This is a genomic window from Sphingomonas yantingensis (assembly GCF_014199325.1).
GTDB lineage: Bacteria > Pseudomonadota > Alphaproteobacteria > Sphingomonadales > Sphingomonadaceae > Sphingomonas > Sphingomonas yantingensis.
This window is the reverse complement of the sequence record NZ_JACIJJ010000002.1, coordinates 233,095-245,236: the sequence shown is the minus strand read 5'-3', so window position 1 is coordinate 245,236 and position 12,142 is coordinate 233,095. Positions and strand designations below refer to the sequence as shown.

The following is a 12,142-nucleotide window of genomic DNA, read 5'->3' as shown; positions in this document are numbered from 1 at the left end:
ACCCCGGAACAAGTCCGGGGTGACGACGGGGCTCAGGCGGCCGCCACCAGCGCCGCCGCTTCGGTCTCGGCAATCCAGCCGCCGCCGAGCACGCGGTCGCCTTCGTAGAGGACCGCCGCCTGCCCCGGCGCGACGCCATATTCGGGCGCGGCGAAGACCACCCGGTCGCCCTCAAGCCGGGCGGGCACGGGCCTGGCGAGCGAGCGGACCTTCACCGTCACGTCGTCCAGCGCCGCGCCCTCGCCCAGCCAGTTCACCCCCTCGATCCGTGCGGCCGACACGGCGAGCGCCGCGCGCGGGCCGACGATGACTCGCTTGGTCGCGGGATCGAGGCGGACGACATAGAGCGGCTCCGACAGGCCGCCGATCTCCAGCCCGCGGCGCTGGCCGACGGTGTAACCGACCAGCCCCGGGTGCCGGCCGAGCACGCGGCCGTCGACATGGACGATCTCGCCCCCCTCGCCCGCTTCCGGCCGCAACTTGCGCACGAGGCCGGCATAGTCGCCGTCGGGGACGAAGCAGATATCCTGGCTGTCGGGCTTGCCCGCCACGCCGAGTCCGAGTTCGGCGGCCAGCGCGCGCACATCGGCCTTGGGCAGGCCGCCCAGCGGGAAGCGCAGGAAGTCGAGCTGGCCGCGCGTCGTCGCGAACAGGAAATAGCTCTGGTCGCGCGCCGGATCGACCGCGCGGTGGAGTTCGGCACCGTTCGCCCCCTCCACCCGGCGGACGTAATGGCCGGTGGCGAGGCAATCGGCGCCGAGCTGGCGGGCGAGCGCGAACAGGTCGGTGAACTTCGGCCCCATGTTGCACTTCACGCAGGGGATCGGGGTGCGCCCGGCCAGATACTCGTCGGCGAAGTCGTCGATCACTTGGGCGCGGAAGCTCGTCTCGTGGTCGAAGACGTAATGCGCGATGCCAAGCTTGTCGCAGACCGCGCGCGCATCGCGGATGTCGCGACCGGCGCAGCACGCGCCCGCGCGGCCCACCGCCTCGCCATGGTCGTAGAGCTGGAGCGTCACGCCCACCGTCTCGGCGCCCGAGCGTGCGGCAAGCGCGGCGACGACCGAACTGTCGACGCCGCCAGACATGGCGACGACGATCCGCTTCGCCGACAAGGGCGCGGGCAACTGGAAATCCGGGACGATCATGATGGCGCCCACATAAGGCGCACGGGCCCGCGATGCAAAATCCGCGGGCTTTTACGGGACCTTCAGCAATCGCCCCTAAGCCCGTCCCCATGACTGGTGTTGTTGATGGCGTCGTACGATGGACCTGAGTGGATCGCGCTTCGCCCCGGCGGTGCTTGCGCCGCCGGGCTTCGCATCGCTTTCGATGCTGCTGGCCAGTGCGGCGGGGCGACAGGCGGCGACGCCGACCGCTCGGCTCGCCGCACGGCTGGCCGCTGGCAACGGCGTCGGTCGCAACTTTGGTGCGTTCGAGCGCGAAACCGCGACGATGCTGCGCCTGATGGGGCAGGGATGAAGGTGATGTTTACCTTGGGATTTTAGCGGTTCTTCAAACGGGTCGCATTAATGAAGGTAGCGTGAGAGGGGGCCCCCGCCCCGATCGAGGTACGAGAATGATCGAGAACCAGAAAATCAGGCCGGCAAAAGTCATCGGGCCGCTCGGCGAGCCGCTGACGCTCGACACGCTGCCGCCCCCAGAAACGACGCGCTGGGTCGTGCGTCGCAAGGCGGAAGTGGTGGCCGCGGTCAATGGCGGCCTCTTGTCCGTTGACGAGGTTTGCGAGCGCTACGGCCTGACGGTCGAGGAGTTCGCCGGCTGGCAGCGCGCGATCGACCGGTCGGGCATGCCGGGGCTGCGCGTCACCCGCATCCAACATTATCGCTCACTCTACGAGCGGCAGCAGAAATACTGAGACTCGGCCCGGAACAGCCGACGCACCTGGGGCGGTCCATCACGGTGGGCCGCCCTTTTTCGTCGCCATTTCATCGCTAAAGTGCCGAAAAGTTCCCTTGACACAAATCAAATCAGTTACGGAACAATCTTTTCCGTAACGAGTCGTGTCATTCCAGAAGCCCGGCGTGAGCGGGCGTAACGGAGGGACGGAAAATGGATCTCGTGGGTCTTATCATCTGGCTGGTCGTCGGTGGTGTCGTGGGCTGGCTCGCCAGCATGGTCATGCGCACCGATGCGCAGCAGGGCATCCTGCTCAACATCGTCGTCGGCATCGTCGGCGCGTTCGTCGGCGGCCTGCTCTTCGGCGGCTCGATCAACGCGGGCGTGACGCTCTACACCTTCATCAGCTCGCTGGTCGGCGCGATCATCCTGCTGGCGATCGTCAACCTCGTCCGTCGCGGCCGCGTCCGCTAAGGACTGCGCCTTCGGGCAAGGAAAAGAAGGGCCGCCGGTTCGATCCGGCGGCCCTTTTCCGTTGTGCTTCGCCGTCACCCCGGACTTGATCCGGGGTGACGAAGCAAATTTGGCTACTTCAGCAGGAACCGGACATTTACCGTGGCAGTCACGTCCTGCTCGCCCGCGGCGATCTGCGTCCGGGGCGCCGCTTCCATCCGCGCCATCATGACGACGGGCATCGGCGGCTGGGGCATGCTCGACCCGCTCTCGCCGATCGCGACGATCCGCTCGACGCGCAGCCCCGCCGCCTTCGCATAGAGTTCGGCCCGTGCCCGCGCGCGGGCGATCGCATCGGTCCGCGCCTCGTCCAGCGCCGCATCGGGGTTGGCGAGGCCGAGCGTCGGGCCGTCGATCTGGTTGGCGCCTTCCTTGACCAGCGCATCGAGGACCGTGCCGCTGCGCGCCACGTCGCGGAAGCGCACCGACACGCGGTTCGACGCCTGATAGCCGGTGATAACCGGCGGCACGTTCTCGCCATAGCGATATTGCGGCTGCAGGCTGATCGTCGCGGTGCGCACGTCGCGGTCAGCGACGCCCGCGCGCTTCAGCGCCGCGAGTACCCGCTCCATCCGCGCGGCGTTCGCCGAAAGCGCCTCGGCCGCGCTTGCCGCCTGGGTGACGACGCCCGCGTCGATCGTCGCCAGGTCGGGCTGGCGCACCGTCCGCCCCTCCGCCACCACGTCGAGCAGCGTGCCGTCGGTCAGGATCGGCCCCTGCACCTGCTGCTGTGCGATCGCCATGGTCGGCAGCGCGGCAGCGGCAGCGACCAGCGTCGCGGTCATCATCCTCATCATCGGTTCGTCGTCCTCCTGCCCCGGTCGGGCGACGACCGTTTCGCACCCATAACCTCAACGCCGCCTGAACGAAAAGCGGCGGAAATGGCTTGTTTCCTATAGCATTTCCTTGCGCGTCGTAGCGGAATCGAGCATGTCCGCAACGAAGCCGGCTTGAGGTCGGTGATTTATTCAGATAACACAGCTTGAACGAACGAGCGTGAAGCCTGCGCCAACTGGGGGGTGACGGGCGGCAAAGGGTGCAGGATGAACTACGAGACTTCGACGATCGATGCCGATGGCCGCCTCCTGACCGACGGCACGCCGCCCCCGCCCTCGCGCCGTCGGCGCTGGATCGTGATCGGCGTGCTGGTGCTGCTCGGCGGATTGCTCGCCTGGTACCTCATGCGGCCCAAGCCCGCCGAGGTCGACCCTCTGAAGGGCGACGGCGCGCGCTCGACCCAGATTCCCTCGATCAGCGTCGCAGTCCCGGGCCGCGACACCGTGCGCACGATCATCTCGGGCACCGGCAGCCTGGCGGCGCGGCGCGAGATGCCGATCGGCGTCGTCGGCGAAGGCGGGCTCGTCACCGCGGTGCTCGTCGAACCGGGCAGCTGGGTGCGCGCGGGCCAGGTGCTGGCGAGCGTCGACCGCTCGGTCCAGACCGAATCGGCCGAGGCACTGGCCGCGCAGGTGCGCGTCGCGCGCGCCGACGCGCAGATCGCCGACAGCGAGCTGAAGCGCGCGCAGCAACTCGTCGATCGCGGCTTCATCTCGAAGGCCGATGTCGAGCGCCGCACCGCGACCCGCGACGCCGCCCGCGCCCGCGTCTCGGTCGCCGAGGCGCAGCTTGGCGAGACGCGCGCGCGCAACCGCCGCCTCGACATCCGCGCGCCCGCCGACGGCCTTGTCCTCGCCCGCGCGGTCGAGCCGGGCCAGATCGTCGGTGGCGGCCAGGCGGTGCTGTTCCGCATCGCCATGGGCGGCCAGATGGAAATGCGCGCGCAGCTCGCCGAAAGCGATCTCGCCCGCATCCGTACCGGTGCCCCGGCCGAAGTAACGCCGGTCGGCTCGACCACGCCGGTTAAGGGCGAGGTGTGGCAGGTGTCGCCGATCATCGACCCGCAGACGCGCCAAGGCATCGCCCGCATCGCCCTGCCCTACAGTCAGAGCCTGCGGCCCGGCGGTTTCGCCGCGGCACAGATCGTGGCGGGTGCCGCGGTCGCCCCGCAGCTACCCGAATCGGCGGTGCTGAGCGACACGAAGGGCAATTTCGTGTACGTCGTCGATGCCAAGAACCAGGTGCAGCGCCGCGATGTCCGCATCGGCGAGGTGTCCGACGGCGGCGTGTCGATCGCCAGCGGCCTCGACGGGACCGAGCGCGTCGTCCTCTCGGCGGGCGGGTTCCTCGCGCCGGGTCAGAAGGTCAAGCCGACGCTCGTCAAGATCGAGCGCTGAGGCAGGGAAGGACGATCGCGATGAACTTCCGCAACATCTCGGCCTGGTCGATCCGCAATCCGGTACCGTCGCTGGTGCTGTTCGCCGCGCTGACCATCGCCGGCCTCGTCAGCTTCATGCGCATGGACGTGAACAACGAGCCCGACGTCGAGTTTCCGATCGCGATCGTCGTCGTCAGCCAGCCCGGCGCCGCGCCGACCGAGCTCGAGACGCAGGTGACCCAGCGCGTCGAATCCGCCGTCCGCTCGCTCCAGGGCATCGACGAGATTTCGTCGAACGTGCAGGAAGGCTCTTCGACCACGGTCGTGCAGCTCGCCATCGGCACGCCGATCGACCGCGCAGTGCAGGACGTGCGAGAGGCGATCACCCAGATCAGGAGCGAGTTGCCCGACGGCATCCTCGAGCCGCAGATCTATCGCGCCAACACCACCGACAACGACCTGGCGAGCTTCACCGCGATCGCCCCCGACATGACGATCGAGCAGCTGTCCTGGTATGTCGACAACACCGTCGCCAAGGAACTGCTGTCGGTCCCCGGCCTGTCGACGGTCGAGCGGATCGGCGGCGTCCAGCGCGAGGTTCGCGTGGTGCTCGACCCCGTCAAGCTCCAGGCGCTCGGCCTGACCGCAACGCAGGTCAACAACCAGCTTCGCCAGGTCAATCTCAATGCAGCCGGCGGCCGCGCGGAGATCGCCGGGTCGGAACAGGCGGTGCGCGTGCTCGGCAACGCCGAAACCGCCTTCAGCCTCGGCCAGCAGCAGATCGCGCTCGGCAACGGGCGCACCGTGCGCCTGTCCGACATCGCCCGCGTGATCGACGGCAATGCCGAGGTCCGCTCGAAGGCCGAATACAACAAGCGCCAGATCGTCGCCTTCGACATCAAGCGTGCCAAGGGCGCGTCCGACGTCAACGTCTATTACGGCGCGGTCGAAAAGCTGAAGGCGTTGCAGGAGCGCAACCCCAAGGTCCGCTTCGAAAAGCTGTTCAACAACGTCAAATATGTCGAGGACCAGTATCACAGCGCGCTGATGGCGATGGTCGAGGGCGCGGTGCTCGCCGTCGTCGTCGTCTTCTTCTTCCTGCGCGACTGGCGGGCGACCGCGATCTCGGCGCTGGCGATCCCGCTGTCGGCGATCCCGGCCTTCTGGTTCATGGACATGCTGGGCTTCACGCTCAATCAGATGACGCTGCTGGCGCTGAGCCTGGTCGCCGGCGTGCTGGTCGACGATGCGATCGTGGAAATCGAAAACATCGTCCGGCACATGCGGATGGGCAAGTCGGCCTACCAGGCATCGATCGACGCCGCCGACGAGATCGGGCTCGCCGTGCTGGCGACGACGATGGCGATCGTCGCGGTGTTCCTGCCCGTCGGCCTGATGCCGGGCATTTCGGGCCAGTATTTCAAGAATTTCGGCCTGACTGTCGTTGCCGCGGTGCTCGTCAGCCTCGCCGTCGCGCGGCTCATCACGCCGATGATCGCGGCCTATTTCCTGAAGGCCAAGGGTCATGCCGAACATGGCGAGGGCCCGATCATGGACGCCTATGTCGGCGTGCTGCGCTGGTCCCTGCGCCATGAGCGCGCAAAGGCGTTCGCGGCGAAGCGCGGCTGGTGGCGAAAGCTGATGGCCCCGGTATTCGACCACCGCGTGTGGGTGGTGGGCGCGGGCTTCTTCGCGTTGGCGCTCACGCTCTTCATGTTCACCGTCCTGCCGCAGACGTTCCAGCCGACGCAGGACGCCGACGACGTGACCGCGCTGGTCGAGATGGTGCCGGGCACCACCCTCGCCCAGACCGATGCCGTGGTGCAGAAGGTGCAGCAGATCCTGGCCAAGGAAAGCATCGTCACCGACACCTATGCCCGCAGCTTCGTCGGCAACGGCCGCGTGACCGCGATGCTTCAGGACGGCCGCAAGGAAAAGAGCAACGAGTTCGAGCGGCGGCTGACCCCGGTCCTCGCCGCGATCCCCGATGCGCGCGTCAATTTCCGTGCGCAGGGCGGCTGGGGCGGCTCGGGTCGCGACCTCACCATCACGCTGGGCGGCGAGGACCCGGTCCTGCTCGCCCAGACGGCGAACAAGATCATGGAGGAAATGGGCCGCCTGCCCAGCGTCGTCGCGCCGCGCGTGCAGGGCGACCTCCAGCGGCCCGAAATCGTCATCCGACCGCGCATGGACCTGGCCGCCAGCCTCGGCGTGACGACCTCCGCGCTGTCGAGCGCGATCCGCATCGCCACGCTTGGCGACATCGACCAGAACAGCGCGCGCTTCAGCCTGAACGACCGGCAGATCCCGATCCGCGTCGCGCTGGACGAGAATGCGCGCGAACGTCTGTCGACGATCCAGAACCTGCCCGTCTCGACCCAGTCGGGCGGATCGGTGCCGCTGTCGGTCGTCGCCGACATCGGCTTCGGCGCGGGTCCCACGCGTATCGACCGCGTCAACCAGCAGCGCCGCCTGAACATCGGTGCCGACCTTGCCCCCGGCGTCGTCAGCGGCACCGCGATGAAGCAGATCGACGAACTGCCGACGATGAAGAACCTGCCGATCGGCGTGAACCGCCTGACGCTGGGTCAGAGCAAGTTCCAGAACGAGATGATCGCCAACTTCATCATCGCGGTGGTGTCGGGCATCCTCCTCGTCCTCGCGGTGCTGGTGCTGCTCTACAAGCGGGTGATGCCGCCGTTCGTGAACATGGGATCGTTGCTGCTGGCGCCGCTCGGCGGGCTGCTCGCGCTCTGGGTCACGGGCCAGCCGATCTCGATGCCGGTCTATATCGGCCTGCTCATGCTGCTCGGCATCGTCGCCAAGAACTCGATCCTGCTGATCGATTTCGCGCTGGAGGAGATGCACAAGGGCGTCGACAAGATGACTGCGATCATCGACGCCGGGCACAAGCGGGCGCAGCCGATCGTGATGACCACCGTCGCGATGGTCGCCGGCATGGTCCCGACCGCGCTGTCGATCTCGGGCGACGGATCGTGGCGCGCACCGATGGGCATCACCGTGATCGGCGGCCTCACGCTGTCGACGATCCTGACGCTTCTGATCGTGCCCGCCACCTTCAGCCTGTCGGTCGCGGTCGAACGCTGGATCGGCCCGCGCCTGTCCAAGCGGCTGCTGACTTATCGCCCCGGCGACGACCATGGCGACGGGCCGCACGTCATCGACCACCAGCCGGGCGGACGCATCGGCTATCGCGGCGACGAGGGCTCGCAGCCGGCCGAGTAGGATCGTGCTCCCGCGAAAGCGGGAGCACGGCGAGCGCTCGCACCCCGGCTGAGCGCTTTGCCTCCATTCGAATGAGACGTCCGCTTGAACCTTCGCCGTGCTCGGGGATTGTTGCGGACATGAATCGTCCGCAGCGCGTCCCCGGGGCAGGTGACGTGGCCCCGATCGCTCTCACGCGCATGAGGCGCGTCGCCACCGGCCTGTTGGTTGCGATGGCGGCGCTGTTCCTGTTCGCGCGGACGCAAGGCGGCGCTCACCCCGTCTGGGGCTATGTCCAGGCCTTTGCCGAGGCGGCGATGGTCGGCGGGCTGGCCGACTGGTTCGCGGTGACCGCGCTGTTCCGCCACCCGCTCGGCTTGCCCATCCCGCACACGGCGATCGTGCCGCGGAACAAGGACCGGATCGGCGACACGCTGGCGGTGTTCCTGCGCACCAACTTCCTCACCCCTGCTGTCGTGGCGCGGCGGATGCGCGGGATCGACATCGCCGCCGCGGCCGGCCGCTGGCTCGCCGAACCCGCGGGCGCGGCGCGCGCGACGCGGCTGCGCTACGGTGCGTCGCGGCTGGCCGCGGACGTGCTTGAATCGCTGGATCAGGAGCGTCTGGGCGGCATGGTGCGCGGCGCGCTGTCGGGTCAGTTGCGCCGGCTCGACGTCGCGCCTTTGCTCGGTCAGGCGCTGGAGGCGGCGATGGCGGACGAGCGGCACGTGCCGCTTCTCGACGGGATCATCCGCTGGGCCGCGAAGATCCTCGAGGCGAACGAGCATCTGGTGCGCGCGATGGTGCACGAGCGGTCGGGCGCGATGATGCGCTGGACCGGCCTCGACGAGACGCTGTCGAACAAGATCATCGACGGCCTCGAAAAGCTGATCCGGGACATGGCCGAGGATCCCGGTCATCCACTGCGCGCCAAGGCAGAGGAGGGGTTGGCGAACCTCGCCCACGACCTGCAGCACGATTCCGAGACACAGGCGAAGGTCGCGGCGTTCAAGGACGAGCTACTCGACAACCCGGCCCTCACCGACTGGTGGCAAGGGGTGTGGGAGCGGATGCGCGGCCGCATGCTGCGCGCGGTCCGCGATCCCGACGCGCTGCTCGGCGGCAAGCTGGGCGAGGCGATGGCGCAGCTCGGGACGACGCTACAGGCCGATCCGCTGCTCGGCCGCACGATCAATCGCTTCGCGCGGCGCGCGGCAGTTGGGGCGGTGTCGGATTACGGCGACGCGATCGTCCGGCTGGTCAGCGACACGATCCGCGGCTGGGACGCGGCGACGATTACGCTCAGGCTGGAAAACGCCGTCGGCCGCGACCTTCAGTACATCCGCATCAACGGAACCCTTGTCGGCGGCTCGGTCGGCGTCCTCCTGCACGCGATCGAGGGCGCGCTGTGAAGCTTTTTGACCCACGCGGAGGCGCGGAGGGCGCAAAGGCAGTCATGCCCATCGCGCGCGAAGCGCCTTTGCCATCCCTTGGAGAGCGCTTCGCGCAACCCGGGCATGGACAGCCTCCGCGACCTCCGCGCCTCCGTATGAAACCAATATGCCGTGCTCCCGCGAAAGCGGGAGCCCAGAGCCCCGAACGCCGCGCCCGTGGCTCTGGATTCCCGCTTTCGCGGGAATACAGGTCAAGACCAGTCGAACACTGGCCAGCCGCGCTCGGTCGCCAGCCGGCGGAGCGGCGGGTGCGGGTTGACCGCGAACGCCTCGTCCGCCGCCTCCAGCATCGGCACGTCGCTGACATGGTCACTGTAGAAGCGGATGTGCGTGTCCGCGCGGTCGATGCCCTCGCTTGCCAGCCACGCCTCGACCATCCGCCGCTTGGCGGGGCCATAGCAATTCTCGCCCGCCACGCCGCTCAGCACGTCGCCCGACGCGTCGCGGCGCACCTCGGTCGCGACCACCGCGTCGAAGCCCAGCCGCGCGGCGATCGCCTCGGCATAATAACGATAGGATGCGGTGGCGAGGACGAGGCGGTAGCCCGCGGCGCGATCGGCGGCGATGCGATCGCGTGCCTTGGCCATCACATCGTCGCTGTCGATCGTCGCGGCGAACGCTTCGACCAGTTCGGCGACCTCCGCCCCGGTCATCCGGCGGCCGAGCATCATCGCCTGCGTGATCCCCTTCAGCCGCGCGCGGTCGATCAGGCGCAGCGGGTGGCCGAGCGCGACCAGCCCGACCAGTGGCAACAGGGCCAGCCGCCACGGCGCCCGCCGCTTCGCGCCCGTGACCAGGAATCGCGTCCAGGTCGGCGCGCGGGTGATCGTCTTGTCCATGTCATAGATGGCGATGCGGACCATAAGCGCGGTCCATACGGCTCTGCGCTTGCCGATCCAGTGCAAATCAACGATGGAAGCGGGCGATGACGGGGCAAGCCGATTTCGCTCGCGACGGCGCGGGCGGCGAAACCATCCGCTTTTCGGGCGACCTGTCGCTCGCGCGGCTCGGCAACCTGCCCGACCGGCTCGATGTCGAGGGAGCGGGCGCCCGCACGCTCGACCTGTCGGGCGTGGAGCGGATCGACACCGTCGGCGCCTGGGTCGTGCACCGTTTCGCGCGCGACCATGACGCGAAGATCACCGGCCTCAGCGAGGATGGCGAGCGGCTGATGGCGCAGGTCGTCCATGCCGACGCCCCCGTCGCCGTGCCGCCGCGCCCCCTCCCCTCGGGCCTGCGCATCCTCGACGAGATCGGCGAGGCGGTGGCGGTCGCGGGACGCACGCTCTACGGTCTGCTGGGCTTCATGGGCGCGACGGCGATCGCCTTCGCGAACGTCGTGCGCCATCCCAAGCGCTTCCGCTTCAACGCGACGGTCCACCGGTTCGAGGTCGTCGGCGTGTCCGCGCTCGGCATCGTCGGGCTGATGAGCTTCCTGATCGGCATCGTCATCGCACAACAGGGCGCGGTGCAGCTTCGCCAGTTCGGGGCGGAAGTGTTCACGATCAACCTGATCGGCCGCATTACCCTGCGCGAGCTTGGCGTGCTCATGACTGCGATCATGGTCGCCGGCCGCTCCGGCTCCGCGTTCGCCGCGCAGCTGGGGACGATGAAGCTGACCGAAGAGATCGACGCGATGCGCACGATCGGCGTCAGCCCGATGGAGGCGCTGGTGCTGCCGCGCGTCCTGTCGGCAGTGCTCTTGATGCCGCTCCTCGGCTTCTATGCCTCGCTCGTCGCGATCATCGGCGGCGGGCTCTTGTGCTGGGCCAGCCTCGACATCCCGCCGATCACCTTCATCCAGCGCATCCGCGAAGTGGTGCCGATCACCGACCTGTATGTCGGGCTCGTCAAGGCGCCCGTGTTCGGCGCGATCATCGCCATGTCGGGCTGTTTCCAGGGGATGCTGGTCGAGAGCGACGCCGAACAGGTCGGCCTGCGCACGACCAGCGCCGTCGTGCAGGCGATCTTCCTCGTCATCGTCCTCGACGCGTTCTTCGCGGTCTTCTTCACCTGGATCGGCTGGATATGAGCGACGTCGCACCCGGCCGCGAGGGCGAGCCGATCATCCGGGTCGAGGGCCTGCGCAACGTGTTCGGCGATCAGGTCGTCCACGAGAATCTCGACCTCGAGGTGCGGCGCGGCGAGATCCTTGGCGTCGTCGGCGGGTCGGGCACGGGCAAGTCGGTGCTGATGCGCTCGATCGTCGGGCTCCAGACCCCCGACGCCGGGCAGATCCACGTCTTCGGCGAGCCCACCATCGGCCGCGAGGAAACCGAGGCGGTCGACGTGCGCAAGCGCTGGGGCGTGCTGTTCCAGGGCGGCGCGCTGTTCTCGACCCTGACCGTCGCGGAGAATGTGCAGGTGCCGCTGCGCGAGTTCTATCGCGACCTGTCGCCGGCGCTGATGGCCGAGATCGCCAATTACAAGGTGGTGATGACGGGGCTGCCGGCAGAGGCCGGCCCGAAATATCCCGCCGAACTGTCGGGCGGCATGAAGAAGCGCGCCGGCCTCGCCCGCGCGCTGGCGCTCGACCCCGAGCTGCTGTTCCTTGACGAGCCGACCGCCGGCCTCGACCCGATCGGCGCGGCGGCGTTCGACGAACTGACGCGCTCGCTCCAGCGCTCGCTCGGCCTCACCGTCTTCCTCATCACCCACGACCTCGACACGCTCCACGCGATCTGTGACCGCGTGGCGGTGCTGGCCGATAAAAAGGTGATCGCGGTCGGCACGATCCCCGAGCTGCTCGCGCTCGACCATCCGTGGATCCAGGAATATTTCAACGGCCCCCGCGGCAGAGCCGCCGTCGACAGCGCCGACCGCGTCGCCGCCGGTCAACCCACTCCTTCCCCCGCGCCAGCGGAACCGAGGTAAG

Annotated in this window: 11 protein-coding genes; 8 read left to right on the top strand and 3 right to left on the bottom strand. The window is 68.5% G+C overall.

Annotated elements, in window-relative coordinates:
* Window positions 1-32: 32 nt before the first annotated feature.
* On the bottom strand, window positions 33-1,148 hold the full coding sequence (gene mnmA / locus FHR19_RS07425) for a tRNA 2-thiouridine(34) synthase MnmA (RefSeq protein ID WP_184026501.1): 1,116 nt from the start codon (window positions 1,146-1,148) through the stop codon (window positions 33-35).
* A 118-nt stretch (window positions 1,149-1,266) separates the two neighbouring features.
* On the opposite strand from mnmA, the gene FHR19_RS07420 reads away from it, so the two are divergent.
* The 3 genes from FHR19_RS07420 to FHR19_RS07410 all read left to right on the top strand — a co-directional run bounded on the left by FHR19_RS07420 (window position 1,267) and on the right by FHR19_RS07410 (window position 2,334).
* A complete protein-coding gene (locus tag FHR19_RS07420) occupies window positions 1,267-1,482 on the top strand; it encodes a hypothetical protein (protein WP_184026498.1) in 216 nt (71 codons plus the stop codon).
* Window positions 1,483-1,579: 97 nt separating this feature from the next.
* Entirely contained in the window at window positions 1,580-1,879 is a 300-nt protein-coding gene (sciP, locus tag FHR19_RS07415) for a CtrA inhibitor SciP (protein WP_116839339.1), read from the top strand.
* A 203-nt stretch (window positions 1,880-2,082) separates the two neighbouring features.
* Complete coding sequence (locus tag FHR19_RS07410; protein WP_184027603.1) at window positions 2,083-2,334, top strand: GlsB/YeaQ/YmgE family stress response membrane protein; 252 nt, start codon at window positions 2,083-2,085, stop codon at window positions 2,332-2,334.
* Between the two features lie 113 nt (window positions 2,335-2,447).
* Here the strand turns inward: FHR19_RS07410 and FHR19_RS07405 are convergent, their stop codons facing one another.
* Window positions 2,448-3,167, bottom strand: a complete 720-nt coding sequence (locus tag FHR19_RS07405) for an SIMPL domain-containing protein (RefSeq protein ID WP_184026495.1) — start codon at window positions 3,165-3,167, stop codon at window positions 2,448-2,450.
* Window positions 3,168-3,416: 249 nt separating this feature from the next.
* Here FHR19_RS07405 and FHR19_RS07400 point away from each other — a divergent pair, with 249 nt between their 5' ends.
* From FHR19_RS07400 to FHR19_RS07390, 3 genes are all read left to right on the top strand, one after another.
* Window positions 3,417-4,607, top strand: coding sequence for an efflux RND transporter periplasmic adaptor subunit (locus FHR19_RS07400; RefSeq protein WP_184026493.1), 1,191 nt, complete (start codon window positions 3,417-3,419; stop codon window positions 4,605-4,607).
* A 20-nt stretch (window positions 4,608-4,627) separates the two neighbouring features.
* Window positions 4,628-7,834: an efflux RND transporter permease subunit gene (locus FHR19_RS07395; RefSeq protein WP_184026490.1), complete on the top strand. Its 3,207-nt coding sequence runs from the start codon at window positions 4,628-4,630 to the stop codon at window positions 7,832-7,834.
* A 179-nt stretch (window positions 7,835-8,013) separates the two neighbouring features.
* Window positions 8,014-9,225, top strand: coding sequence for a DUF445 domain-containing protein (locus tag FHR19_RS07390; protein ID WP_184026487.1), 1,212 nt, complete (start codon window positions 8,014-8,016; stop codon window positions 9,223-9,225).
* Window positions 9,226-9,458: 233 nt separating this feature from the next.
* Here FHR19_RS07390 and FHR19_RS07385 read toward each other — a convergent pair whose 3' ends face one another.
* Window positions 9,459-10,130, bottom strand: a complete 672-nt coding sequence (locus FHR19_RS07385) for an HAD family hydrolase (protein WP_184026484.1) — start codon at window positions 10,128-10,130, stop codon at window positions 9,459-9,461.
* Between the two features lie 62 nt (window positions 10,131-10,192).
* Here FHR19_RS07385 and FHR19_RS07380 point away from each other — a divergent pair, with 62 nt between their 5' ends.
* Window positions 10,193-11,299, top strand: coding sequence for an ABC transporter permease (locus tag FHR19_RS07380; protein WP_184026481.1), 1,107 nt, complete (start codon window positions 10,193-10,195; stop codon window positions 11,297-11,299).
* Window positions 11,296-12,141, top strand: a complete 846-nt coding sequence (locus FHR19_RS07375) for an ABC transporter ATP-binding protein (RefSeq protein ID WP_184026480.1) — start codon at window positions 11,296-11,298, stop codon at window positions 12,139-12,141. The genes FHR19_RS07380 and FHR19_RS07375 overlap by 4 nt, the downstream gene beginning before the upstream one ends.
* Window position 12,142 lies beyond the last annotated feature (1 nt).